The sequence below is a fragment of the Corynebacterium kutscheri genome (assembly GCF_000980835.1).
Taxonomy (GTDB): Bacteria; Actinomycetota; Actinomycetes; order Mycobacteriales; family Mycobacteriaceae; genus Corynebacterium; species Corynebacterium kutscheri.
The window spans coordinates 931,021-957,420 of record NZ_CP011312.1; the positions used below are offsets into that span (position 1 = coordinate 931,021).

Genomic DNA, 26,400 nt, shown 5'->3' on the forward strand with positions numbered 1-26,400 from the left:
AGTTATGTGCAAGAAAACATACCCAAACTGTAAAATAACACACCATGACTAAACCGGAGACGCTGGGTGGACGTGGCCTGCTTTCATGGGCACACCGAGCAGTGGCTTCCTTAGAGCAACGCCGCAGCGAAATTAACGCGCTCAACGTTTTTCCGGTCCCCGATGCCGATACTGGCTCTAATATGGCACATACAATGAGTGCCGCATTAAAACAAGCAGAGCAGCTTATTGAAGCTGAACCTGAACGTATCGACGATGCCCCAGCTATTGCTACCGCGTTAGCCGTTGGTTCGGTACGCGGTGCGCGAGGAAATTCCGGAGTAGTTGTCTCCCAGGTACTGCGCGGGGTAGCTCAAGCTGCTCATACTGGTGCAGTTGATGGACGCTGTATCGAACAAGCATTAGGCAACGCCTTGGTATTTGTTCATCGCGCTATTTCTGATCCGGTAGAGGGAACAGTTATTACTGTTTTACGTGCAGCGTCGATTGCCGCACACCAAGCTAGTGATCGCAGCCTATATGGTGTGGTAAAAGAGGCAACAGATGCTGCAGTTATTGCACTAGCAAATACACCTTCCCATTTAGCAGTGTTACGTAAAGCTGGAGTAGTTGATGCTGGCGGACAAGGCTTTGTGGTTATTCTTGAAGCGCTACTTGCTGAAGTATCCGGACAGCCACATAATCAATCAACCACTGTGGCAATAAATACGATGGTAGACGCAGCAAGCATTTTTGAAGCTCAAGAAGATATAGCTTACGAAACAACACAACCAGGACAATCACATGGGCACCAAGGATATCTGGAGGTCATGTATTTTATTGAAACCCCAGATTTGGAAGCACATAGAGCCGGGCTAGCAAAATTAGGCGATAGCATACAGCTAGCAGCTATAAGTGAAACTTCTGCTACAGTACATATTCATACTTTTTATGCCGCAAAAGTTATTGAACGTGCTTTTGCAGAAGGCACAGTAAGCAATCTCCATATTGAAGTCCTGCCTTCGGTAGAAACGAGTGCACGTACCGTGCGCAGGTCAGTAGTTGCAGTTACTCCTCCGGGAGCAATAGCAACTCTCTATCGCAATGCCGGTGCCCGAGTGGTAACCCGTGCTAGTGAAGTCGAAGATATTGTGCAGTCACTAGCTAGTGAAGCTCATGCAAGCGGTGCCCAAGAGATTATTCTTCTTCCTAATGGCATGGCGGATAAAACCGAGCTTGCCAGTATTGAATTAGCTAGTCACGCTTTTGAACAAGATCTTTTCATTTTACCTACTGTTCAACTTGTGCGTGGTCTTGCTGCCTTGGCAGTACATGATCCTAGCCAACCATTAGGGGTAGATACCTATGCAATGGCTGAGGCTGTTGCAGCTATGCGCACCGTTATTATTAAAACTGCTGATAAAGCACGACTAACCCAAGCTGGTCCTTGTGCCAAAGGCGATTTTTTGGGTATTTCTGGCACTGATACTGTTGCTGTAGCTGAAGATGTGCTTAATTGCGTTATTATTTCTGCACGTAGATTGCTTGAATCCGGTGGGGAACAACTAACTTTACTTGTTGATACTGAGTTATTCACAGATATTACCGTGGCTGCAATAAGTGCTGGACTACCACCGTCACGAAAAATAGAAGTGATGATTTACCCAGCTGAAAACCTAGGATGCAGTGTTGAATTAGGAGTGGAGTAACTCATGTTTGGCTGGCATGACACTCGCTTACTAGCATCGATTGTGGGTGAAAAAGAAGCTGCAGCATTAAAACAAGCTTTTGGCTATACCACCGTTGAAGAACTACTTAGCCATTATCCTAGAAAATATGCAGCTCATGGACTTGATCTTAACGATGGTACTGTTGCACCCGGTGATACCATTACCTGCTTAGGAACAATCGTCGATACGAATGAACGCCGACTGCCTGACGGACAAGTTATCTATACTGTGCGTATTTCCGGTGATTCGACTACCCCATATACAACAAATATTATTGAGGCCAGTTTTTTCAATGCCCGGTGGATACCACATACCTTAGTTATTGGTGCTCGTGGAATGTTTACTGGCACCTTGAGCTATTTTCGGGACACACCGCAATTACAGCACCCAGAATATATGGTGATGGCAAGCCCAGGAGCTAAAATACAAACCAGTTCCGGGCTTAAAGGACTCATTTCTGCTAGTTCAGCAAGGAAAACTCTGAGTCTTATTCAATCCTTGGACTATATCCCCATCTATCCGGCAAGAAAGAAAATGCCTAGTTGGCGGATTTTAGGAGCAATTGCAGAGGTATTAAAACACCTACCCGATATTGCTGAGCCGTTGGGGAACTGTGCGCCCAAAGAGATGGTTACTTTTGACGAAGCAATCCGCGGTATTCATTTTCCCGGTGTTACCGGGCCACAGCCTTACCTTCATCGAATGCGCTATAACGAAGCATTAGAACTAGCATTAGTCATGGCGCTGAGACGAGCCGATACAAATAACCTCACAGCTAAAGCACTAGCGCCAAGTGATATCGGGATGAGATCCCAACTATTAGCTGCATTACCGTATAGTTTGACCACCGGTCAGCAACAGGTCATCGCCGAAATTAGTAATGACCTTTCCCGCAAAACACCGATGACCAGAATGCTGCAAGGCGAAGTCGGTTCAGGCAAAACCATTGTCTCCTTATTAGCCATGCTGCAAGCATGCGATGCCGGTGTTCAATGCGCACTACTTGCACCTACTGAAGTTCTTGCCCAACAACATAGCCGCAGTATTACCCAACTTCTTCATCAAGCCGGCGTAGCAGCAAAAGTAGTTCTTCTTACTAGCTCTCTTAATACCTATCAGCGCCAACAAGCCTTATTAGATATTGTTTCTGGTGAAGCCAATATCGTCATTGGTACGCATTCCCTTATCCAAGAAACCGTAGAGTTCTATCACTTGGGATTTTATGTCGTTGATGAACAACATCGCTTCGGAGTGCAGCAAAGAGACACCTTGAGAGCAAAAGCGCCAGTAGGGTTAAGTCCGCATATGCTAGTGATGACAGCAACACCAATCCCGCGCACCATTGCCATGACCGCTTTCGGCGATCTTAGTCAATCAATACTAAGCGAACTTCCGGGGGGAAGAAGACCAATTAAAAGCTATGTGGTACCTGATAGCAAGATTAATTGGGTTAATCGCGCCTATGAACGCATCCGTGAAGAAGTAGCACGACAACGACAAGCATATATTGTGTGCCCACGGGTTAAAGGCACAGGTGGGGTAGAAGAAATCTATGAACATTTGCACACCGGAGTTTTTAACAATCTCAACATTGCACTCTTACATGGGCAATTACCAGCTGAGGACAAAGAACATATTATGAAATCCTTTGCTCACGGTGAGATAGATGTCTTAATAGCTACCACTGTTATTGAAGTCGGCATTGATGTACCCAATGCAACCGTCATGATGATTCGGGAAGCAGAAAGATTCGGTATCTCCCAATTACATCAACTACGCGGACGTGTAGGTCGTGGTGGTAATGATTCAATTTGCCTACTGCACACCGCCGCTGAACCTGATTCAGATACTTATGCGCGTATTCAATCAGTCGCAGCAACTACCGATGGTTTTTCCCTAGCGGAAATCGACTTAGAATATCGGCAAGAAGGTGATGTATTAGGTGAGCAACAATCAGGCATGGGACGACTGCGTTTTATTCGGTTAAGTAAACACCGCAAGATTATCGAAAAAGCACATGAACAGGCACAAAAAATCGTCGATAAGTATCCAGAACAAGCGCGAGCTCTTGTTGTGGACATTGATGATGATGCTCAAGGATTTCTAGCTAAAACTTAACTCTGATGGGCAAAAATATTGCTGAGCAAAAACACAAAGAAGAATGCGATAAGGTTAAAACTATGTTTATCTGCGCACCCTTTGCTGGAATCGTTCACTACCATGTTAGTCCGGGTCAAAAAATAGCTACCGGGGAACTTGTCGCTAGTGTCGAAGCCGTTAAACTCGAAGCACCATTAGTCGCGCCGGGGCCAGGAGTAGTCGCGGTAGTACATTATGAGGATCATGTAGATGTATCCGGTGGAGATAAACTACTTGAGCTTAAGGAGGCAGAATAAAAGTGGGTATGACTCGCATTATTTCTGGTGAGGCACGCGGCAGAAAAATTAAAGTTCCACCAACAGGGACTCGTCCGACTAGTGATCGCGCACGTGAGGGGCTTTTTTCCTCTCTTCAGGTGCGTTTTGGTTTTATTGATGCACGAGTACTTGATCTTTTTGCCGGATCGGGTGCGCTTGGATTGGAGGCTGCTAGCCGTGGAGCAGCGGAAGTAGTATTGGTGGAAAATAATTCTCAGGCTTGTGAAGTGATTCGTTTTAATGCTGGAGTAGTCAAGCATCCTCATGTGCGAATTGAAGAAATGCCGGCTTCTGCTTATGTTGCCAGTGCACCACGGGATTATTTTGATTTGGTTTTAGCTGATCCGCCTTATGATCTCGCTGATGAGATTATCGTTGAAATGCTTGAGGCGTTAAAGCCAACGCTTGTCGACGGTGGTGCTGTTGTAGTGGAACGCCACCGAGATTCGCCAGAAACCGCTTGGCCGGCTGGCTATGTGCCAACAACACAGAAACTTAAAAAGCGTACTTTTGGTATTGCTCGCATGGATATGGCGGTTTTTCATCGTGATCTAGCTGATGCCAAGATAACAGAGTCTAAGGAGTAAAACTGTGACTACAGCTGTTTGTCCAGGCTCTTTTGACCCAGTTACTCGCGGTCATATCGACATTATTATGCGTGCACATGAGCTTTTCGATGAAGTCGTAGTATTGGTTACCGCTAATCCCAATAAACCATCGGGAATGTTTAATGTTGAAGAGCGTAAAGAGCTCATTCGCCAGGCGCTTATCGACGAAGGCATAAATACCTCGGTGATAGTTGATCATTGGAGTGGGTTGCTCGTTGATTACACCAGTGCACGTGATATTTCCGTCTTGATTAAAGGGCTACGCTCATCATTAGATTATGAGTACGAGCTGCCGATGGCACAGATGAATCGTAAACTCAGCGGAATTGAGACCGCATTTCTTATGACAGATCCTAAATATGGCTATATTTCTTCTACGTTGTGTAAAGAAGTAATGCGTTATGGTGGTGATGTTTCTGAGATGTTGCCGAAGAATGTTTATCAGGCGATGCAAGAAAAATTGCGAGTTAGCCGTTAAGAAACCGTGATAGCACTTTTATAGTTAAGCTACGATCTGTATTACTTAATGCTGGTGAACCAGTGTTGAGTTATTTTAATTTTTAGGCGTTACTTTATTATTTAGTAGAGCATACTAATGCACAAAATACCATCGTGTTTTACTCAAGATAAGGGGGGAGGTATGTGTTAGCTACCGCAATATGTGCTGGACTAGCGGTTCTCATAGGTTCGTGTATGCAGCGGATTTCTGGTATGGGGCTAGGTCTTATTGCAGGATCAGTTTTAAGTATTGTGCTAGGCCCAGTTGACGGTGTTTTAGTTATTAATATCTTGGCTATGATTAACGCCGTTATGATTGCAGCCACGATGTATAAGAATATTGATTGGCATAAATTTTTGATCATCGCACCGTGTGCTCTTTTTGGATCAATACCAGGTGCATGGGTTGTTTCGGCTGTTTCAGTACCGGTATTACACATCGTTATCGGTAGTCTTTTATTACTAGCATTGAGTTTGGTTACTTTTGGTGCACGTTTTGTTCCGCCTGCTACTGGTGTTACACCAGCTGTGGCTGCCGGTACAATTAGTGGTTTTACGAACACCCTTGCTGGTATCGCAGGGCCAGTGATAACGGTATATGCACAGGCAGCACGCTGGGAGCATAAGAATTTTGCGGCTACTCTACAACCAATTTTTGTAGTCTCGGCATTATGTTCATTGATAGCAAAATTTATTGCTGGAACCGGAGATATAAGTCAGATAAACCCGTGGATTTTTGTTGCCAGTGGACTAGGAATGGGCATTGGTTTGCTTAGTGGTGGAATACTAGCACGCAAGGTGCCGCTTGCTAACGCTCGTGCACTAGCTTTGAGTATTGCTGGGATAGGTGGCGTTTTGGTACTTCTACGTGGTTTTATTCAATTGCTTTAATCGATTATCTTATAAAGCAATCACGTTGGCACGCTATTTCTATTGTCTACAATAGAAATAGAAGAGAAAACAGTGTGGTACAAAATGTAGGTAGAAAAATTAATGCACTCGTAGCTACGGGTTAAAAACTAAAATTATTTAGCTATGAGTGCAAAAACCTACCAAGAGGAATGTAGTTAAAGCAGACTAGAAAGGAATGCTTTGGTGCGTTCCTGTTGGGGATCTTCAATGACCTGGTGTGGATTACCTTTTTCTACCACGACACCATCGGCCATAAAGACCACCTCATCGGCAACCTCACGGGCAAATCCCATTTCATGGGTAACTACCAGCATGGTCATGCCTTCTTCGGCAAGCTCTCGCATCACCCGAAGTACCTCACCGACTAGTTCAGGGTCAAGCGCTGAGGTTGGTTCGTCGAAAAGCATAAGTTTTGGTTGCATTGCTACCGCACGAGCAATAGCAATACGTTGTTGTTGTCCACCAGAAAGCTGGGCCGGGAAAGCATCTGCTTTGTGTAATAAACCAACTTGGTCAAGAAGTTTTTTTGCGGTAGCGCGCGCTTCCTCCTCTGAGATCCCTTTAACATGAATCGGAGCTTCAATAATGTTTTCAATCGCGGTGCGGTGTGGGAAAAGGTTAAAGTTTTGGAATACCATGCCAATATTTGCACGCTGACGAGCGGCTTCTTTGGCAGAGATTTCATAAAGTATGCCGTCGCGCTCTTTATACCCAATAAGTTCACCATCAACATAGAGCCGACCAGCAGTAATTTTCTCTAGGTGATTAACGCAGCGCAACATCGTAGATTTACCCGAGCCTGATGGACCGATCAAACACGACACGCTACCGGTAGGAACTTGAAGATCAATGCCTTTCAGTACCCGGAGACCACCGAAGGATTTATGCACCTGCTGTGCATCAATCATTAAATTGTTTTCCATGGATGTTTTCCTATCCTAGGTTTTCTAGTCGTTGAGATTCTTTTTAGGTGCTTCTGCAATGATATTGACGTTTTTAGGCAGTGTGCCCTCAGCGTCGGCTAATGCTGCTAACTGGCGTGCAGTTAACTGACGAGTTGCGCCACGATCGAAGTACTTTTCTAGGTAGTTCTGACCCACCATCAACAAAGAGGTAATAACCAAGTACCAGGTTGCCGCGACAAGAAGCAGCGGTACTGGGTCAAAAAGTGCGGCAGCAATGTCAGTAGCACGTCCATATAGTTCGGCAGTGTAAGGAATTGCAACGACCAAAGACGTGGTTTTGAGCATGGAAATTAATTCATTGCCAGTGGGAGGAATAATAATTCGCATTGCTTGTGGCAATATGGTGCGCCGAATAGTCATCCACCAACTCATACCTAAAGCTTTTGAGGCTTCAGTTTGCCCTTCAGGTACGGATTGAATACCAGAACGCACGATTTCAGCCATATACGCGGCCTCATTAAGACCAAGACCAACGACGGCGATTATAAACATATTAGACAGGAAGGCATCTAAAGAAATCTCGGCAAAACCTAGGTTGATTGATTGATAAATCGATCCGAGAAGACCCCAGAAAACCAACTGCACATAGATCGGAGTACCTCGGAAAATCCACAGGTAAAACCATGATACCCCGCGTAAAACTGGATTCGGTGACATGCGTAGTACTGCGACAATTGCACCAAGGACAACACCAATGACCATTGATAGAACGGTTAATGCTAAAGTGCGCGCAGCAGCGGCAGCAATCCGGGTATCAAAAAGATATTGTCGGTAAGCATCCCATCCATAAGCTTCATTGGTTGCGGCGCTAAAGATAAACCACAGAAATAATAGTAATAAAATCACTGCTGCTATCCAGCGTCCAGGATGCCGTAATGGTTTGGCTTCAATGGGACTTACTGGAAGGGATTGTGTTGTCATGGTTATTGATCCTTAGTAGATGAGGTCGTAAAAAGCTAGAAGAATTCTTGGACGGCGCTTAGCGGCGCGTTAAGCTCGGCGTGCGTAATAAGGCCTTCTTTGATACCCCACATGGATAAGATTCGTGCGTAGTCACCTGTATCTACAAGGTGTTGCATTGCTGCTGTTAGTGCCGGGCCAAGTGGTGAATCTTTGGGTACCGCCATGCCATAAGGAGCAGCATCGAAAATATGACCCGTGGTCTCGATTTCTTTATCGGCACGCTCAATAGCCCATGCAAGGACTGGTGAATCGGCACTAAAAATGTCAGCGCGTCCAAGAACAAGTGCTGTTGCTGCTTGGTCGGAAGTGTCATAGGAAAGAATTTCGATAGGAGCTTCGCCCTTATCAATGCATGCTTGACTGAGTGGACGAACATCATCAGTTTCGGAGACCGTTGTGCGCTGCACTGCGATAGTAAGACCGCAAGCGTTTTCGCGGGAGAAATTTGCACCAGTTTTTTGACCCCACTGAATACCGGCATAGAGGAAATCAACGAAGTCATAGTTGCTACGTCGTTCTTCGGTATCAGTAAACCCACTTGCTGCTATATCAATGGTCCCAGCAGATAGTGAAGGTAAAATAAGAGAGAAATCTAGTTGCTGGGCTTGAAACTCAAGACCCATAACTGATGCTGCGGCGCGTGCGAGATCCATCTCTACACCAATAATATTGTGTTGTGAGTCTTTAAACTCAAAAGGAGCAAAAGGCGGATTGGTTCCAGCGACAAGCGTGCCTTTGTTGGCAAGTTCTGGGGGAACAAGTGCCTGAATTTCGGCAACTGCGGCGGGGGAGATTTCTTCCCAACCGTCAGGATGTCCTTGTTCCTCATTGGTTACGCAGGCGCTTAATCCTAGGCTTAGGCTGAGCGTAGTTGCGAGAGCAACGAGGCGTGTCAGTGGGCGCTTCATAAAATAGATATTATACCGGATTTAGTAATATTAATAATCGCAATGAATACTTTTTGCATATTTTTTGATTTTAACTGGGTAAATGCGTTAAAAATTATTTACTTTCATGCATTTAAAAATATAGCAAGCATGATTTTGCGTTATGCAACTAGCTATGGCGACGTGTTATTAAAAATAGTGAAAATGACATGATAAGCACATAAAAAAGGTGGCTTCTATTGAAGCCACCGATATAAGTAGAGGCAAATAAATAATCTAAGAACTAGACTATGCGCTTTGATTAGTCGTGTTGTGGGGTAGTGGATGAGTTTGTATTTTGGGTGCCAGAATCAGTAAATCGCTCTAGGAGCATGACTCCACCAGCGATAAGTGCGCCAACAAAAATAAGGCCGATGGTAGCCCCGATATTGCCATAAGGGGCAAGGAATTGTGAATTTTCATCTTGCCAGGGCCACAAGGCGCGCAAAGAACCAAGCATGAGGCCAGCCATAAACACCATAGTTAGTGTGTGGTGTTTGTGAAGCAAATAATTAAGCAGTTTAATAAAAAGAGTCAGACCAGTTATCGCTCCGAGGATGAAAACACCCATGATGCTAAGATCGCGGTTACTGACTGCTGCAATAACTGGCTGATAGAGTCCCATTATTAACAGAATAAATGAGCCGGAAATGCCTGGCAGCACTAGCGCACAGATAGCAATAGAGGCTGCGAAGAAAATCAGAATTAAGGATGGGTCAGTTTTTTCAGTTGAAGATATACCGGTGATAAAGAAAAGCATTATCGCGCCGATAAGAAAAAGGATAGCGGCTGGAATTTTCTTATTGCTGAGATCGACGCGATCGGTAAGCCGAATGGGAACGATCAGACTTACGGTAACCATTCCTAGGAATAATGCGCGAGCATTTTCAGGATGATTCTCGACGAAATCATGCATCACTCCGGAGAAAACCAAGATGATGCCGATCATTCCAACACCAACGCTGATGAGAAATGACCATTCGATTTTTTTAATAGCGGTGCCAAAGCTTTTAGGGTCACTAAAAAGTACGCGTACGGAATGCAAAAGCGCGTTGGCATTACGCACGGCACGTTCATAAATGCCAACGACAAGTGCAATGGTGCCGCCAGAAACGCCGGGAACCATTTCTGCAAGACCAATAAGAACACCGACGAAAACATTAATTAGCAAGCTAAACGGATTACGAGAGCTGGTAGCTGTATCGGTCGTACTCGCGGTCTGGGGAGCGGTCATATGTGTGCTTCAACCTTATGTCTAGTCGATATTTTGATCGCTCATAACAGTACCGAACAATGTGAGCTGGATCGGTATTGACGCTCGTCGTTAAGTTTAAAGTTGTGTAGAGATATATGTCTTTTCCTACTGCTTAGGGTGGGTTTTAGGAAGGTTAGTTGGTCGAGATTGGTTAGATAGTCATAAATATGAATACAGTAAAAAAGCTTGTAATCAGCACTTATGCTTTTTTCTTATCTGGTAGCCGAAGCGGGAGAAAAAAGGGGAGGTAAAGATATGTCATCATGGAAAGTATGGAAACACGTGATGCGCTCGCGATTGATGCTGCTAGGTTGTACTACATTGCTGGAATGGGGCAGATTGAGGTAGCAAAAACTCTTGGGGTGTCGCGACCTACTGTTTCTAAAATGCTGTCATATGCACGGGAAATGGGGTTTGTGAGTATTCACATTAATGATCCTCGTGAAGATCAAGATGCGGTAGCTGCCCGGTTGATGGAACTTTTTGGTTTGGAAAAAGTGCACGTTGTGCGCCCGGCCTCACAGACTGAGCATGAGTTACGGCAAGAATTAGGTAGCCAAGGAGCAGCACTTTTGGAGGAATGTCTTAGCGATAATATGTCGGTGGGCATTTCTTGGGGGCATACCATGGGCGTGGTGGCAGAGCATATTCGCCCGTTGGCACTGCAGGGGATTAAAGTTGTGCAACTTAAAGGTGGGCATTCACATACTGAACGCAATACTCATGATGTGGTGACTTTGACTAAATTTGCGCGGGCGTTGAATGCAGAAATGCTTACTCTGCCGTTACCGGTAATTTTTGATAATCGAAAAGCTAAAGAGATTGTGGTTCAGGATCGCCATATTGCGCACATGCTTGAAGAAGGTGCGAAAGTTGATATGGCTGTTTTTACTGTTGGAGATGTGCAGCCAGAAAATCTATTAATGAACCTTGGTTATTTAAGCGATGAGGAAATTGAGCGGTTGCGGCAGAATGCAATAGGCGATGTGTGCTCACGTTTTTATACCGTTACGGGTGAGGTGGCGGATCAAGAAATCGATGCCCGGACAGTTGGCATTACGATTAAAGATCTTTCAACTAGGCCGATCCGACTTTTGGTTGCTGGTGGCTTATCTAAGATGGAAGCGATACGAGTAGCACTTCATATGGGGTTAGCAACTCACTTAGTTATTGACCGTGATACTGCGGAAAGAATCATTGAAGCAAGCTAGGTTGTGTATTAGTTCACCATTCTGAACAAATGTGCGTAATTGCATTGACATATGTTCTTGACAGATTTAGGCTGACCTCAAGGAGCAATATGAACATTGCTCATGTCTTCCCTTATAGTCTAGGAGTTCTGTCATGTCTGATATTCTCACTCCCCATATTAACCCCCGCGGCGTTGATATTGCCGATACGGTTTTGCTACCTGGTGATCCGTTGCGTGCAAAGTTCATTGCAGAGACCTACTTAGATAATCTTGTTCAATTCAACTCTGTGCGCAACATGTTTGGCTATACCGGTACTTACAAGGGCACCCCGGTTTCGGTTATGGGTTCTGGCATGGGTATGCCTTCTATTGGCATCTATTCTTATGAACTTATTAACTTCTTCAAGGTAAAGAAGATTATCCGCGTGGGCTCTATTGGGGCAATGCAGGAAGACATTGACCTTTATGATGTGATTGTGGGCGTGTCTGCTTCGACTGATTCGAACTTCCTTAGCCAGTACAATCTGCCCGGAACTTATGCACCAACTGCATCCTGGAAGTTGCTCAAGGGCATTACCGACGAAGCCGAGAAGCAGAACGTTCCTGTTCACGTGGGTAATGTTTTATCTTCCGATGTTTTCTACAATGCGGATAAAACTGTCACCGAGCGTTGGGCACGCATGGGTGTGCTTGGCGTGGAGATGGAATCCGCAGCGCTCTATGCTACCGCTGCGTATGCAGGTGTGGATGCACTAGGTTTGTTTACCGTTTCCGATAACCTCATCACTGGCGCAAACTCTAGCTCTGATGAGCGTGAGACCGCCTTTACCCAGATGATGGAATTGGCATTGCCACTAGCAGCGCTATAGCGCAGATTTTTTGAAAGGTACAAAAATCGTGAGTACATCTAACCCTCGTATGGAAACTAGCCATACGGGAGTAAACCCTAAGGCAGCAGTGCCGGTTTTATTGTTCTCCTTCGTTTTCTGCCTGGTAGTTGATAACGGTTTTAAGACAATGACCGGACCTATGGCAGCAGGTTTAGGTATCGATCCTAATACTGCCAGCCTACAAGCATCGCTTGCGGGTGTGATTATTGGTATCGGCGCTGTGGTTTATGCTGCGCTTGCCGACTCTATCTCTATTCGTAAGCTCATGCTTACCGGTGTGGCACTTATTGTCTTTGGCTCTGTGCTGGCCTTTATCTTTTCTAGCTCTTGGCCAATCGTTCTTTTAGGACGCATTATCCAAACTTCTGGTTTGGCTGCGGCAGAGACTTTGTACGTTATTTATGTAACCAAGCACCTTTCGGAGAAAGACCAGAAAACCTATTTAGGCTTTTCGACGGCTGCTTTCCAATCCGGTTTACTCATTGGCGCACTGACTAGTGGTTTGATCTCTACTCACGTTTCTTGGACCTATATGTTCCTAGTTCCACTGGTTTTGATCCTCACTGTGCCATTTTTAATTAAGCATGTTCCTGAGGATGAAGCTGTAGAAGGCCATCTTGATGCCTTAGGGCTCTTTTTGATTGCGGTCTTTGCAGCCAGCTTGACCATGTTCATTCAAGAGTTCAACTGGTGGTGGATGCTACCAGCAGTAGCTGGACTTGTTGCTTTTATTTGGCACGTGAAAAATGGCAAACAGCCGCTGGTTACCCCAGAATTCTTTACCAATGGCCGTTATATTTGGGCTATTGTTTTGGTTTTCATTATTTATTCCACCCAGCTTGGTTACATCTTCCTACTTCCTTTCGCAGCTAGCGATTTACACGGCCTAAGCCAAGATCGAGCAGCAACATTGATGATTCCTGGTTATGTGTGCGCTATTCTCATTGGTATTTTCTCTGGAAAAATCGGTAAAGTACTATCTTCTCGCGTTACTATCAACCTAGCGCTATCAATGATTATTGGTGCCCTGGTATTAGCAGCTTTAGGCATGCAAAGCAGCATTTGGGCAATTATTATTTCTATTGTCTTCTTCGCTTCCGGTTTTGCTTTGCTTTATGCTCCATTAGTTAATACTGCGTTGAGCCGAATCCTGCCTGCTAAGTCGGGTATTGCAATTGGTTTCTATAACCTGACTATTAATATCGCGATTCCACTTGGTATTGCTTACACTGCCCGTTTGCAAGCCTTGGACTTTAGCTACAGCGCCATCATGTGGATCCTGGCAGCGATTGGCGCATGCGGTTTCGCAATTTACTTCGTCGCTGATTACACCATGGCACGTGCAGAAGCCAGTGAAGAAAAAATGCCTGCACCGATTTCTGAATAAAAACCAGCCCACCCCCGTCTTAATAGCTTTTAAGGAGAAAATATGACTATCACTCGTAGCACTGTTGCCCAGATGATTGACCACACTTTGCTTAAACCAGAGGCAACCGCTGCTGATGTACAAGCGCTTATCGACGAGGCCACAGCCCTTGGTACCTACAGCATTTGCATTTCTCCATCACAGCTACCAGTTGAGGTTCCCGCAGGACTGCATATAGCAACGGTTGTTGGCTTCCCATCTGGTGCGGTTAAACCAGAGGTGAAAGCTGCTGAAACTGTTCGTGCTATTGCCGATGGTGCCGAAGAAATTGACATGGTCATCAATATTGCTCTAGCTAAACAGGGGCTTTTTGATGAGTTGGAGCAGGAGATCAAGGCTGTTCGCGATGCAGCCCCAGCCCCAGCAATCGTTAAGGTTATCATTGAGTCCGCGGCACTGACCGATGAGGAAATCGTTGCTGCTTGTAAGGCATCTGAAGCAGCTGGTGCTGATTTTGTGAAGACTTCTACTGGTTTCCACCCAGCTGGCGGTGCTAGTGCACATGCAGTTAAACTTATGGCTGACACTGTTAGTGGGCGATTAGGCGTTAAGGCTTCCGGTGGTATTCGTACTCCTGAAGCAGCAGCAGAAATGATTGAGGCAGGAGCAACCCGCCTAGGGCTATCTGCATCTGCCGGTATTCTGGCAGGGTTTGATGAGAATGAATAACCAACTTTTAGAAACCGCACGCTTATGGGCAGCGCACGATCCTGATCCCAGCACAAAAGGATTCATCGATAAGCTTATTGCTGAGGGTAATGAAGAAGAACTCAGTAAAGCTTTTGCTGGTGCATTGACCTTCGGTACTGCAGGTATTCGCGGTGAGGTCGGTGCAGGTGAATCACGGATGAACCGAGCTGTGGTTATTCGCACCACAGCTGGGGTAATGAACTGGCTCAATAAACAGTGTGAGAATCCAGTTGTGGTTATCGGTTGCGATGCACGTCATGGTTCGGAGCAGTTCCATAAGGATGCTGCTGCAGTTGTCTCCGCAGCTGGTGGTAAAGCATTGATTTTGCCACAGCAAAACCCAACTCCATTGACTGCCTTTAGCGTGAAGAAACTAGGTGCAGACGCTGGAATTATGATCACTGCATCGCATAACCCACCAGCAGATAATGGTTATAAGGTGTACCTCGGTGGCCGGGTAGCAACCGGTGCTGCTGAGGGAGTACAACTTATTTCACCTGCGGATAAAGAAATTGCTGCGGCTATTGCCGAAGCAGGATTTGCCGATGAAATTCCGATGAGCACTGAGAACATCGAAGAAATTGATACTCGTGCTGATTACTTGGCACGTGCTAACCAGCTTGCTGGTAAGTATCGTGATGTCACTATTGCTTTAACTGCAATGCATGGTGTTGGGGCCGCCCTAGGGGAGAAGTTACTCAAAGAGGCCGGCTTTAACGTTAGCCTGGTTCCTGAACAAGCAGAACCAGATCCAGATTTTCCTACGGTAAATTTTCCTAACCCAGAGGAAAAAGGTGCACTGGATCTAGCGAAGGCACATGCTACCAAGATCGGTGCCGAGGTCATTATTGCTTATGACCCTGATGCCGATCGCTGCGCCGTAGCTGTTCCTGATGCTCAAGCAGAAGGTGGATTTCGCCAGCTTACCGGCGATGAACTTGGCGCATTATTAGGTAACTATATGATTGATCATGTTGCTGCTGATCGTCATAGTTTTGCTAATTCCATTGTTTCTGGTCGCCTGCTATCAAAGGTTGCTGCTAATGCTGGTTTCAACCATGATGCGACCCTGACTGGTTTTAAGTGGATTGCGCGCACCCCACATCTTGGTTTTGGTTATGAGGAAGCTATTGGTTATTGCTGTGATCCAGAAGCCGTAGCTGATAAGGATGGTATTTCCACCTCCATCGTGGTAGCAAGTATGGTTGGTGAGTTGAAGTCTCAAGGCAAGACCCTTGATGATGCTCTTGATGATTTAGCTCGTACCCATGGTCTTTATGCAACTGCACCATTGACCTTCCGGGTAGAAGACCTCAGTATTATTAGTACCTCAATGGCGACGTTGCGTAACCAGCCGCCAACGCAATTAGCTGGGGCTAAGATTATTGAGGTCAAAGATATGGCTAAAGACGAGTTGGGTATTGGTGCAACCGATGGCATGTACTTTATTACCGAATCTGGTGACCGAGTTATTTGCCGCCCATCTGGTACTGAGCCAAAGCTTAAATTCTACCTTGAAGTGGTTCTACCCGTTGAAGGAGATAATGTTCCACGTGCTGAGGCAACTGAGCGCCTGGATCGCATTGCACAAGATTTGCGTGAGCATTTAGGGCTATAAAACACTTGGTCACAAGTAATTAAGCTGATAGTGAGTAAGAAGCGCACTGCTAAGCGGTGCGCTTCTTTATATTTCGGTTAAGGTTGGTTTTCTAATAAATAGATACCACGTATTTAATGCGCAGCTTCATCCCAGTTCGTACCCACACCGGTAGAAACTTCCAGCGGAACGCGTAAAGTGATGGCAGAATCCATTTCTTTTTCTACGATCTCTCGTACACGTTCTAGCTCACCATCAGCAACTTCAACAACTAATTCATCGTGGACTTGTAGCAGAATGCGCGAAGCAAGCTGATTGCGGGTAAATTCTCGGTCTACTCTAATGGTAGCAACCTTGATAATATCGGCCGCAGTACCTTGGATTGGTGCATTAAGCGCGGCACGTTCGGCATTTTCTCGTACTACACGATTATCGCTAGTTAATTCAGCAAGGTACCGACGTCGACCAAAAAGCGTTGCGGTATAGCCGTCTTTGCGAGCCTTTTCAACCACCTCATCAAGGTAGCGCTTCACCCCACCGAAGCGCTCAAAATAGGCAGACATAATATTTTTCGCTTCGCCTCCGGAGATATTAAGTTGCTGAGATAAACCGAAGGCAGAAAGCCCATAGGCTAGACCGTAAGACATGGCCTTTACTTTGCGACGAATATCCGAAGTAACTTCTGAGACCGGTACATTAAAGACCTGAGACCCAACATAATTATGGAGGTCCTCACCATCATGATAAGCCTTGATAAGCCCTGGATCAGCACTCAAATGTGCCATGACACGCATCTCAATTTGGGAGTAATCTGCGGTAAGCAAAGTGGAATAGCCTTCACCAACCATAAAAGCTGACCGAATAGCACGCCCGGTGGGGGTACGAACCGGGATGTTTTGTAAGTTTGGATCAGTTGAAGATAACCGACCGGTTGAAGCTACCGTTTGGTTAAAAGTGGTATGAATTCGGCCGTCGGTACCGATAGTTTTAATCAGCCCCTCTAGAGTGGTTTTCATTTTTTGGTGTTCGCGAAAAGCTAGCAAATGATCAAGGAAAGGATGCGGATGATCAACCGCAAGTTGTTCGATTTCTTTTGCTGCAGTGGAGTAACCAGTTTTTGTTTTCTTTGTCTTGGGTAAGCCAAGAGTTTCAAAAAGTACAACTTGCAATTGCTTTGGACTGGTTAATTTTAGCTCCGGATCATCAGCAAGCGCACGCGCAGCGGATTCCTGTTCAATTACTTGATGAGTAATAGTTTCTAGGAGTTGATTTAATGCTTCAGCATTAACGTGAATACCGGCTTCTTCCATCCGTGCCAAAATTGGTACCAATGGGATTTCTAGATCCTGATACAAATCAAAAAATGATACTTTTTGCAGCTCTGCGGTCAGTGATTTACTCAGCTCCATAACTGCTACTGCTTGCGCGATAAGCTGGTCAAAATTGGACTCATCCAGAAGACTTAATTGCCCAGTTGCTTCTTCAGTAACTAAATCGCGTTGTAAATGACGTTGATATACATCGCGTAAACCATAGGTACGCTGGCTTGGCCGTAATAAATACGCAGCAATGGCGGTGTCATGGGTAATACCATTTAGCTTAAAACCGCGTCCAGACAGCATGTGATAGCAAGCTTTTGCCTCATGTAAAAACTTTGGCGCAGGACTTTCTAACCAACTAGCTAGTGCTTTTTCATCTTCGGCAGTAATTTCACCAAGATCACAGGCAATGCCGTGATACTGCGTATCGACGATCGCTAGTGAATAAGCATCGCCAGTTCCAGGAGTCGCACGACCACTAACTACTAACGCTAATGGTTGATCGTGATGCTTAGCTAAATATTGAGCTAGGCAGACATCACTAATAGTGACCTCAGTGTGCGGTTCATTGTCATTATAAGTATTTGTATCAGCATCATTAGCACGAATTGCTTGGAGCACCTTATCGCGCAAGGTAGAGCCAAATTCAAGCTCATCAAATTTTTCAGTTACCGCACTTACCTGTGCTGGGCGAGGTTCAAGTTGAACTGGGGAGTATTCCAATTCAAGATCTTTAATCATCTCGGTCAAAGTACGATTCATCCGTACTTGCTCGATGCGCTCACGTAAATTTTGACCAACCACACCTTTAATTTCATCAGCGTGTTCTAATAAATTATTCAAGGAACCATAAGTATTAATCCACTTGGTGGCTGTTTTCTCGCCGACTTTAGGAATCGAGGGTAAATTGTCGGAAGGATCACCTCGTAGAGCAGCGAAATCAGGGTATTGCACAGGGGTAAGCCCATATTTTGCAAACACTGATTCCGGAGTAAAACGGTTAAGTACGCTGACACCTTTTACTGGATATAAAACAGTGGTGGTGTCATTGACTAGCTGGAAAGAATCCCTATCGCCGGTAACAATAAGCGTTTCAAAATTATCCTGTTTCGCTGCAGTAGCTAGCGTAGCGATAATATCATCCGCTTCATAGTTCTCTTTTTCCAAGGTTACAATGCCCATGGTTTGAAGAACCTCTTTAATCAGTGTTATCTGTCCCTTAAATCCTGGGGGTGCAGACTCGCGCTGCGCCTTATAGTCCGGGAACATTTCGGTGCGAAAAGTTGTCCGACCAACGTCAAAGGCTACCGCAATATGCGTGGGGTCTTCATCGACGATGAGTTTGGAGAGCATAGATAAAAAGCCATATACAGCGTTGGTTGCCTGCCCACCATAAGTAGAAAAATTTTCTACTGGAAGGGCATAAAACGCACGAAAAGCCATGGAATGGCCATCGATGAGCATGAGGCGGGGGCGCACATGAGTATCAGTCACGGTGTTCTAGTCTAGCTAATGAGGCAGACATGGCCACTAGCTAACAGTGGTTAAGGATAAACGTAAGCAAATGAGTTACTCATGAGTGCAGGTAGAGAGGTCAATTTTAGATTTTGTCGTTGGTAGACTACTATTTTCTTCCAGCGCCCCTGTAGCCCAATTGGCAGAGGCAACGGATTCAAAACCCGTCCAGTGTGAGTTCGAGTCTCACCAGGGGCACTACATAGAAACCCTTCCTGACCAGCACAGGAAGGGTTTTTTCATGCCCCAGAATGGCGATCCCACGACAATCCCACGACATTTGCCAGAGATTCTTCCAACGCCACACCAATCTGATCCAGATCAGAATCGAGCAAAGCAGCATAAGTATTCAACGTTACCGACGCATCCTTATGCCCCAACTGATACTGCACCACCTTCACATTCGCACCTGACGAAATCATCAACCCCGCGGCCACATGCCGCAAACTATGAGAGGTGATACGCGATGGAAGCACCGCAGGATTCCCCTTTAAGAGCCGATCCACAGCACAATCAAACCAAGAACCAGACTGCAGTAGTTTTAGCGGCCCGCCTGCAGACTCAGAGAAAACCCAATCATTGGGTGCCTTACCAACACATAGCTTACGTAGCGACTCCATGACAGATGCAGGCACACTCACAACCCGGTTTTCGCGCCCTTTAAGTTCCCCAACATGCATCGTCCTCCCAGCCCATTTTATAGCCCGGGTGATGTGAATACGTTCCCCAATGTCAGGAATGTCGGATACTTTCAACCCGGTAGCTTTTCCCCAGCGCAGTCCCACAGTCCCTAGCAGTAGTACCAATTCCTTATGCTCTGAGCATTCGTTGTGTAGAGCTACAAGCTGTTCCATCGACAGGTATACGTGTTTCGGGGAGGGTTTACGTGGGAGTACGACACCTCGTGCGAGGTTTTCTGTGATTGCACCTTCTTCTTTGGCTATGTCTAGGATTCCTGCGAGGACACCGTGTGCGCGTCGGATTGAGACCGCCTGGTCAGTATGCTCTGAAAGCCAGGTTTGTACCTCAGTGCGTTGGATACTTCCTACTTGGCGTTTTCCCCATTTTGGTTCTACCCAGTTAGTCCAGGAGCTTTTCATTACGTGTAGGGATGTTGGGGATAGGTGTGCTTTCGTGGCGAAGAAGGTGTCGTGGTAGTTTTCGATGCGTTTTTTGCTGAGGTTTTGGTTGATCCATTTGCCGGTGTGGATGTTTATGGTGTTGTCTGCTGCCCATATTTGGGCTTCGGTTTTGGTTTTGAAGCCTTGTTTGGTGCGTGAGCGTCCGTCGGGGGAGCGGTATTGTACCCGCCATGCGGTGCCTTGTGCGGTGTCGTATTTTTTGATTGATGCCATGTGGTATGCTTTCTTGCGTGAGCCAGGGTTGAGCGTAAGCAAGAAGACCCCGGGCGGCAATTTTCGGACTTTGGGTCTACACTTTTTTAGTTTGTTAAGTGCCTACTGTAAATAGTTTTTTACAGTAGGCGTTTTTGTTTTTGTGGGGCTATGTGGTGGCTAGTACTTGTGCGCGTTGGAAGCTGACACCGAGTAGGAAGCCGATGTCACGGTAGGGGAGGTTTTGTTCTGCGAGTTCGCGGGCTGCTTGGCGCATGAGTGTAGTGGCTTTTTCTTGTGCTTGTTTGGCTTGTTGGTTTGCTTCTTGTGCTTGTTGTGCGATTGCTGGCTCGTTTTCTACGATGATGCGGATGTTTGCCGTGTCTGGGTTGGGCTCAATGTCTGGGAATAGTTCTAGGCCTTCGCGTGTTCATTCTTCGAGTTGGTCTAGGCGGCGTGTTTGGTGGTTTAAGCCTGGGATTTCGTCTACGGTGGCGACCCACCAGCCGCTTTCTCAGCTGGCTCGTACGGTGTATGTGTTTGTCATGGTTAGATTCCTAGGTCTTTAAGTATTTTCTTTGCGAATTGGTTGGGGAGATGGTGGTGCGCAAATGTTGTTATAGCGTAGCTTAAAAGCGCAAACCCTCTAGGTATTTTCCTAGGGGGCTTGTTTTTATACTGTGACTCGCTCACGCATCCCCTGCCATACCTCGATGAGATGTGTGGTCACCCCAAGCTCGTAGGCTATTTGGAGGTGGTGTGGCGGCGTTTAGCGAGGTCGTCGATGTGGTTTTGCTGTTTTAGTGCTTGTTGTAGTCGGTGGTCGATGTAGTTGCCGAGTTCTTGTCGGCGTAGTGTGATGAGCTCGTCGAGCGGCATGTCGAGTGCGCTGCCTGTGGTGAGGCCCAGTTTCATGCGTCGCAGCGTTTCATCGGCTAGGTCGTCTTCTGAGACTTCGCGTAGTGCGCGCATGGGGTCGATTTGTTGCGCCCATTTTTCTTCTAGGTAGCCGGTGTCTACGAGTGCGCCTACTGGGTGGTGGTTGTAGGCGATTGCTATAGCTATGACGTTTTCGGCTGTGATGTGGTTTTTTTCTACCTGTCCGGCCAGGGTGCGTTGGGGTATGCCTGCCTTTATGGCGACTGCCCTTACCGACTCATTTTCAGTTACGTCGCCTATCCAATCGACATGGTTCATGGTGTCAGATTCTACATAATCTGCATAGTGTTAGCAATTTCCGCTATATGTCTACCTGCTGAAATGGAGGAGTTTCGCCAAAATCTTGCATAATTCGCTCATTGTGTTCCATAATCGCTTACACACCGCAAAAAGCGCTCACCGAGAGGGTGAAGCTTTTCGATAGGCCTGTAGTAAGAAAGGAGCAATTCAATGAAGATGGAACTTTTTAGCTTTCACCAACACGAAATTCGTGTGATCGTCGATGAAGAAGGCGAGCCTCGATGGGTGGCAAAAGATGTAGCTGCAGCCCTCGGATATAAGAATGTCGCTGAAGCTATTAAGCGACACTGCCGTGGGGTCGCGAAACACGACCCCATCCAAGATCGGCTGGGACGTACACAAAAAGTCCGTGTTATTACGGAGTCTGATCTTTACCGGCTCATCGTTGGTAGTGAATTAGAAACCGCGCAAGAGTTTGAGCGGTTGGTATTCGAGGAGATCCTCCCTTTGATTCGTAGGCACGGGGCGTACATGACCCTGGAAACAATCGAGAAGACACTGACTAACCCGGATTTCATTATCCAGCTGGCCACCAGCCTGAAGCAGGAGCAAGAATAAGGCTCTCGCTGCGAAAGTGGAAGAAGATAAGCCAAAAGTTCTTTTTGCTGATGCGGTGTCAACCTCAAAAACCACGATCCTTGTGGGCGAGCTAGCGAAAATTCTCAAAGGCAACATGCAGGAAACCACCTCAACAGTAGCAGAGGAAGGAACCGCAGCACACGCCCTCGGAGAACACAAAATCCGTAGAGCACTCAACCAACGCTCCCAACGCCCCGTGTCACAATACAACGACGACGACATGGAGGACTACACCAACGACTACGCAGAATACGTCTTCGAGCGCTGACGACAAGCCCAAAACGAGGACCCATCATCGCTGATCTACCTAGAGCAGCGCCTGGACTTCTCCGACTGGGTTCCCGATGGGTTCGGAACCGGAGACTGCCTCATCGCCCACGGCAAAACACTGACGGTCATTGACTTCAAGTACGGCGCTGGTGTCCGTGTCGATGCGTGGGATAACTCGCAAATGAAGCTCTACGCGCTCGGGGCGATGAAAGCCTTCGACTTCATCTTCGACTCCACCAGCATCGAGATGGTTATTTACCAGCCACGCCGCGAGAACATCTCCATGTTCGTCATGTCAGCACCGGACCTGTTGGACTGGGCTGAAACCGTTGTCGAGCCGACGGCGAAGCTCGCCGCTGCTGGCGAGGGTGATTTCAACGCAGGCGAGTGGTGCCAATTCTGCGAGATCAAGGCAACCTGTAGGAAACGAGCTGAGGAAAACCTAGCGATTGCGAAGTTCGAATTCGCCGATGCTACCGAGCTGTCAGATCGTGAGATCGCCGAAGCGTTGTCTATGGCTCCGCAGGTGAAAGCGTGGCTGGCTGATCTAGAGCGGTACACCACGCAGCAGGCCGTGGAGCAGGGGCGCGTGTGGCCGGGGTTCAAACTGGTTGCCGGTCGAGCGACACGAAAGTACACCGATCCTGATGCGGTTGCTCGTGCTGCTGCTGACGCTGGGTTCACCGATATTTATGACCGGAAGTTGATCACTTTGACCCGGATGGAAAAGCTCATGGACAAGAAGGCGTTCACGGAGGTTCTCGGTGATCTGGTGCATATGCCAGACGGTAAACCGACGCTAGTGCCTGTGGATGATAACCGCCCTGCTATAGCGTCGCATAGCGCCACTGATGATTTCGCTGACGTGGCATAACCCAAGATAAGGAGACGAATTTTATACCTTCGGATCGTATTAAGAAAGCAGCCCTCATGGTTGCTAAAGACCATCTTCGATGAGCTAGTGGATATCCACCGACTTATCACTGCGAAGATCAAGCCTTTTATCCCTAATTCCTAGAAAGGAAACCCACTATCATGTCCAACGCTAAGTTGCTGTCCGCCCGCCGAGTCCGCACTGACAAAGTCCGTTTCTCCTACGTCCACGTCGAAGCACCGAGGGTCAATAAAGAATCCGGAAAAGAGTCCTACGGAATGTCCTTACTGATCCTCAAGGACGACACGGAAACCCTGAAGCTGATCGAGCAAGCCATCGAGAATGCGCTACAGGAGGGGATCGGTGAGTTCGGGGGGGGGGAAGATCCCACCCCGCGGCGCCCTGAAGCTGCCACTTCGCGACGGTGACCTCGAACGCGAAGACCCAGTATACGCGGGTCACTATTTTATCAATGCGAACGCAAACGTTAACCGCAAGCCACAATTGCTGAAACTCTCCGGGGGTAAAGCCGTATCAGCGCAAGAAGGAGACGTGTGCTCCGGGGCCTACGGTCTTGTAACGCTCGAGTTCTTCGCCTTCTCCGCCCAAGGCAACAAGGGGTTGGTGCGGGTCTGGGCAATGTGCTGAAGCTTGAAGACGGTGAGCCGCTGTCCGGTGGTGCTACCGCAGAGGATGACTTCGGTGACATCGCACCAACAGCCGAGTCCGAGTTCGGTCTTGGTAGCACAGGCGGCTTCGGAGGCTTCCTCGACTAGTAGGAAATAACAGGTTGTGGCGCCCCACCTGACAACAAGAGGGCGCCCTTTTTTTCTTTTACCAACAAACTTCATAAGAAACCATGCGCACCCTCTCCATCGACATTGAGACATTCAGCTCCGCCAATATCGCCAAAGGGGGAGCCTACAAATACGCAGCAGCCGACGACTTCGACATCCTCTTGTCCGCCTACGCAATCGACAACGGGCCAACCCACGTCGTATCCACAGCAACGGGAGAAAAAGTACCAGAACCAGTAAAATTAATGCTCTAACAGACCTAACCATCACTAAGTACGCGTTCAACACTCAATTCGAGAGGGTCTGCCTGTCACGGTGGTTACAACAGCTAGGAAGGTTACCCGCGGGGGAGTTCATTGATCCCGGTGGCTGGCGCTGCACCATGGTGTGGTGCGCATCCATCGGGCTACCCATGTCACTGGATTAAGCCGCGAAAGTACTCAGCCTTAAAGCGCAGAAAATCGCCGAAGTTAAGAACCTCATCCAGTATTTCTGCGTCCCAACAAAACCACGAGCCGTTGATGCGCCAGCTTTGTTTGACGCATCCAACATGACACACAGGAACCGGCCAGAATCAGCACCAGAACGGTGGGCGGACTTCATCGAGTACAACCGTCGTGACGTGGAGACCGAGCAGGAGATGCGCACCAAGCTTGAACGATTCCCGCTGCCTGACTGGGTCTGGGACCAGTACGCAACAGACCAAAGAATCAACGACAACGGAATCCTCGTCGACCTCGATCTCGCAGAGCATGCGATCAACGTTGACGATGCTTACCGAGAGCACTGTGTTGATGAGGAGAAAGAACTCACCGGTTTAGACAACCCTGGTTCTCCAACACAGCTGAAAAATGGCTCGATGACAACGGGTGCCCCATCGACTCCATTAAGAAAGAAAACGTTCAAGCAGCACTAGAAACAGCAACCGGAGCAGCTAAACGCGTCCTCGAACTACGCCAAGACATGTCACGCAGCTCCGTGAAAAAGTACCAAGCCATGCAGCAATGCGCGACACCAGCAACCAGCAGAGTACATGGGCTGCTCCAGTTCTACGGTGCTGGTAGAACCGGCAGGTGGGCTGGCAGGCTAGTCCAAGTACAGAATCTCCCAAGAAACTACATCAGTGATCTAACCGGTGCCCGCGAGCTCGTCAGAACAGCACGACCTCATGGAGCTGCTGTTTGACTCCGTTCCAGACACACTCAGTCAGCTGATCCGCACCGCGTTCATCCCCGCCGTGGGGAAGAAGTTCATCGTCGCCGACTACTCCGTCATCGAAGCCCGCGTCCTCGCCTGGCTAGCCGGGCAAGACAACACCCTCCAAGCGTTCATCGACGGCAAAGACCTTTACTGCGCGACAGCATCGCAAATGTTCGGAGTACCGGTGGAAAAACACGGGATGAACGCCGAGCTTCGGCAAAAAGGAAAAGTCGCTGTCCTCGCCTGCGGATACCAAGGCGGAGTAAACGCCATCGAAGCGATGGGAGGTAAACACATGGGGCTTAGCGACGACGAAATGCGCATAATCGTCAGCAAATGGCGAGACGCAAACCAGCACATCGTCGACTACTGGTACGCCATCGACGACGCAGCAAAACACACAATCACCACAGGCGAAACAACAAAAGTTCGCAACATCACCATGCGCATCGACGCAGGCATGCTACTCGTAACCCTCCCATCAGGAAGATCACTGGTCTACCCGAAAGCAGGGATCGGAACCAACAGGTTCGGAAACGAGACAATCACGTTCTACGGGGTGGGCATGAACCGGAAATTCAACCAACTAGAAACCTACGGCGGGAAACTCGTAGAGAACATCACCCAAGCCGTCGCCCGCGACCTCCTCGCGCACTCCATAACAACCTTGGAAAAGCAGGCCACACCATCGTCATGCACATCCACGACGAAGCCGTCATCGAAGCCGACATAGACACACCAGTTGACACAGTGTGCCGGATCATGGAACAAGCACCCGAATGGGCCGACGGAATACCGCTGACAGCGGACGGCTACGAATGCCCCTTCTACCAAAAAGACTAACGAAAGGAGGACACCGCCATGAACAGAGAACTGAAAATCTCCACAGCAGGATCACGACTCGCCGTGCTCTGGGACAATTAACTCACGGACTGGTCAACACTCCAGCAACGCCTCACCAACAGCAGGCCAGGGACCAAAACAGCAGCCGAATACCAGGCGCTGCCGAAAACAAAACGCGACGACGAAAAAGACCTCGGAGGGTTCGTCGGAGGCCACCTCGCCAACGGTAGACGCCGCAAGAACAACATCCTCACCCGCAGCCTGATCGCCCTCGACGCGGACACACTAACGCATCAAACACTCACCGACCTACCGGCAACACTGCCCTACGAGTGGGTTTGCTACTCCACCCATTCACACACAGCAGACAGACCACGGTTCC

Annotated in this window: 23 protein-coding genes, 1 tRNA gene and 2 pseudogenes; 18 read left to right on the top strand and 8 right to left on the bottom strand. The window is 47.6% G+C overall.

What is annotated here, in order from left to right; all coding sequences use genetic code 11:
• Nucleotides 1-44: 44 nt before the first annotated feature.
• The 6 genes from UL82_RS04290 (at nucleotide 45) to UL82_RS04315 (ending at nucleotide 6,123) form a co-directional block, all read left to right on the top strand.
• Nucleotides 45-1,688, top strand: coding sequence for a DAK2 domain-containing protein (locus tag UL82_RS04290; protein ID WP_046439194.1), 1,644 nt, complete (start codon nucleotides 45-47; stop codon nucleotides 1,686-1,688).
• 3 nt (nucleotides 1,689-1,691) lie between these two features.
• Nucleotides 1,692-3,827, top strand: a complete 2,136-nt coding sequence (locus tag UL82_RS04295) for an ATP-dependent DNA helicase RecG (RefSeq protein ID WP_046439196.1) — start codon at nucleotides 1,692-1,694, stop codon at nucleotides 3,825-3,827.
• Nucleotides 3,828-3,889: 62 nt separating this feature from the next.
• Nucleotides 3,890-4,105, top strand: a complete 216-nt coding sequence (locus UL82_RS04300; protein ID WP_046441195.1) for a biotin/lipoyl-containing protein — start codon at nucleotides 3,890-3,892, stop codon at nucleotides 4,103-4,105.
• A gap of 8 nt (nucleotides 4,106-4,113) precedes the next feature.
• A complete protein-coding gene (locus UL82_RS04305; RefSeq protein ID WP_046441197.1) occupies nucleotides 4,114-4,713 on the top strand; it encodes an RsmD family RNA methyltransferase in 600 nt (199 codons plus the stop codon).
• A gap of 4 nt (nucleotides 4,714-4,717) precedes the next feature.
• Nucleotides 4,718-5,212: a pantetheine-phosphate adenylyltransferase gene (gene coaD / locus UL82_RS04310; protein WP_046439198.1), complete on the top strand. Its 495-nt coding sequence runs from the start codon at nucleotides 4,718-4,720 to the stop codon at nucleotides 5,210-5,212.
• 164 nt (nucleotides 5,213-5,376) lie between these two features.
• Nucleotides 5,377-6,123, top strand: a complete 747-nt coding sequence (locus UL82_RS04315; protein WP_269078405.1) for a sulfite exporter TauE/SafE family protein — start codon at nucleotides 5,377-5,379, stop codon at nucleotides 6,121-6,123.
• A 176-nt stretch (nucleotides 6,124-6,299) separates the two neighbouring features.
• On the opposite strand, the gene UL82_RS04320 is transcribed toward UL82_RS04315, so the two are convergent.
• The 4 genes from UL82_RS04320 to UL82_RS04335 all read right to left on the bottom strand — a co-directional run bounded on the left by UL82_RS04320 (nucleotide 6,300) and on the right by UL82_RS04335 (nucleotide 10,232).
• Nucleotides 6,300-7,067, bottom strand: coding sequence for an amino acid ABC transporter ATP-binding protein (locus UL82_RS04320; protein ID WP_046439199.1), 768 nt, complete (start codon nucleotides 7,065-7,067; stop codon nucleotides 6,300-6,302).
• Between the two features lie 24 nt (nucleotides 7,068-7,091).
• Nucleotides 7,092-8,030: an amino acid ABC transporter permease gene (locus UL82_RS04325; protein WP_046439200.1), complete on the bottom strand. Its 939-nt coding sequence runs from the start codon at nucleotides 8,028-8,030 to the stop codon at nucleotides 7,092-7,094.
• Between the two features lie 35 nt (nucleotides 8,031-8,065).
• Complete coding sequence (locus UL82_RS04330; RefSeq protein WP_046439202.1) at nucleotides 8,066-8,980, bottom strand: ABC transporter substrate-binding protein; 915 nt, start codon at nucleotides 8,978-8,980, stop codon at nucleotides 8,066-8,068.
• A 280-nt stretch (nucleotides 8,981-9,260) separates the two neighbouring features.
• Nucleotides 9,261-10,232: a DUF368 domain-containing protein gene (locus UL82_RS04335; protein ID WP_046439203.1), complete on the bottom strand. Its 972-nt coding sequence runs from the start codon at nucleotides 10,230-10,232 to the stop codon at nucleotides 9,261-9,263.
• A gap of 293 nt (nucleotides 10,233-10,525) precedes the next feature.
• Between UL82_RS04335 and UL82_RS04340 the strand changes: the two genes are divergently transcribed.
• The 5 genes from UL82_RS04340 to UL82_RS04360 all read left to right on the top strand — a co-directional run bounded on the left by UL82_RS04340 (nucleotide 10,526) and on the right by UL82_RS04360 (nucleotide 16,069).
• Complete coding sequence (locus tag UL82_RS04340) at nucleotides 10,526-11,464, top strand: sugar-binding transcriptional regulator (RefSeq protein WP_046441201.1); 939 nt, start codon at nucleotides 10,526-10,528, stop codon at nucleotides 11,462-11,464.
• Nucleotides 11,465-11,597: 133 nt separating this feature from the next.
• A complete protein-coding gene (deoD, locus tag UL82_RS04345; protein ID WP_046439206.1) occupies nucleotides 11,598-12,314 on the top strand; it encodes a purine-nucleoside phosphorylase in 717 nt (238 codons plus the stop codon).
• 49 nt (nucleotides 12,315-12,363) lie between these two features.
• The gene (locus UL82_RS04350; protein ID WP_046439207.1) at nucleotides 12,364-13,722 is read left to right on the top strand and encodes an MFS transporter; all 1,359 of its coding nucleotides are present in this window, start codon (nucleotides 12,364-12,366) and stop codon (nucleotides 13,720-13,722) included.
• A 42-nt stretch (nucleotides 13,723-13,764) separates the two neighbouring features.
• Nucleotides 13,765-14,430, top strand: a complete 666-nt coding sequence (gene deoC, locus UL82_RS04355; protein WP_046439208.1) for a deoxyribose-phosphate aldolase — start codon at nucleotides 13,765-13,767, stop codon at nucleotides 14,428-14,430.
• Entirely contained in the window at nucleotides 14,423-16,069 is a 1,647-nt protein-coding gene (locus UL82_RS04360) for a phospho-sugar mutase (protein WP_046439210.1), read from the top strand. The genes deoC and UL82_RS04360 overlap by 8 nt, the downstream gene beginning before the upstream one ends.
• Before the next feature lie 113 nt (nucleotides 16,070-16,182).
• On the opposite strand, the gene polA is transcribed toward UL82_RS04360, so the two are convergent.
• Nucleotides 16,183-18,831: a DNA polymerase I gene (polA, locus tag UL82_RS04365; RefSeq protein WP_046441202.1), complete on the bottom strand. Its 2,649-nt coding sequence runs from the start codon at nucleotides 18,829-18,831 to the stop codon at nucleotides 16,183-16,185.
• Between the two features lie 175 nt (nucleotides 18,832-19,006).
• Between polA and UL82_RS04370 the strand changes: the two genes are divergently transcribed.
• Nucleotides 19,007-19,080 (top strand) — tRNA-Leu (locus tag UL82_RS04370).
• 41 nt (nucleotides 19,081-19,121) lie between these two features.
• On the opposite strand, the gene UL82_RS04375 is transcribed toward UL82_RS04370, so the two are convergent.
• Entirely contained in the window at nucleotides 19,122-20,237 is a 1,116-nt protein-coding gene (locus tag UL82_RS04375; RefSeq protein ID WP_046439212.1) for a site-specific integrase, read from the bottom strand.
• A 723-nt stretch (nucleotides 20,238-20,960) separates the two neighbouring features.
• Nucleotides 20,961-21,413, bottom strand: coding sequence for a hypothetical protein (locus tag UL82_RS10585; protein WP_052735874.1), 453 nt, complete (start codon nucleotides 21,411-21,413; stop codon nucleotides 20,961-20,963).
• A 192-nt stretch (nucleotides 21,414-21,605) separates the two neighbouring features.
• On the opposite strand from UL82_RS10585, the gene UL82_RS04385 reads away from it, so the two are divergent.
• The 4 genes and pseudogenes from UL82_RS04385 to UL82_RS04395 all read left to right on the top strand — a co-directional run bounded on the left by UL82_RS04385 (nucleotide 21,606) and on the right by UL82_RS04395 (nucleotide 23,954).
• Complete coding sequence (locus UL82_RS04385) at nucleotides 21,606-22,013, top strand: BRO-N domain-containing protein (protein ID WP_052735875.1); 408 nt, start codon at nucleotides 21,606-21,608, stop codon at nucleotides 22,011-22,013.
• Between the two features lie 16 nt (nucleotides 22,014-22,029).
• A pseudogene (locus tag UL82_RS04390) lies at nucleotides 22,030-23,178 on the top strand (DUF2800 domain-containing protein).
• 161 nt (nucleotides 23,179-23,339) lie between these two features.
• A complete protein-coding gene (locus UL82_RS11515; protein WP_269078406.1) occupies nucleotides 23,340-23,606 on the top strand; it encodes an ssDNA-binding protein in 267 nt (88 codons plus the stop codon).
• Nucleotides 23,521-23,954, top strand: a pseudogene (locus UL82_RS04395) (ssDNA-binding protein). Before UL82_RS11515 ends, UL82_RS04395 begins: the two are co-directional and overlap by 86 nt.
• Nucleotides 23,955-24,025: 71 nt before the next feature.
• Here UL82_RS04395 and UL82_RS11330 read toward each other — a convergent pair.
• Nucleotides 24,026-24,172 (bottom strand): hypothetical protein, encoded by a 147-nt coding sequence (locus UL82_RS11330; protein WP_232009512.1) that lies wholly within the window; start codon nucleotides 24,170-24,172, stop codon nucleotides 24,026-24,028.
• Between the two features lie 353 nt (nucleotides 24,173-24,525).
• Between UL82_RS11330 and UL82_RS11335 the strand changes: the two genes are divergently transcribed.
• Both UL82_RS11335 and UL82_RS11340 read left to right on the top strand, forming a co-directional pair.
• Entirely contained in the window at nucleotides 24,526-24,891 is a 366-nt protein-coding gene (locus UL82_RS11335; RefSeq protein WP_232009513.1) for a hypothetical protein, read from the top strand.
• Nucleotides 24,892-25,143: 252 nt separating this feature from the next.
• Nucleotides 25,144-25,908 carry a DNA polymerase gene (locus UL82_RS11340; RefSeq protein WP_232009514.1) on the top strand — a complete coding sequence of 255 codons (765 nt, stop codon included), beginning with the start codon at nucleotides 25,144-25,146 and terminating at the stop codon, nucleotides 25,906-25,908.
• Nucleotides 25,909-26,400 lie beyond the last annotated feature (492 nt).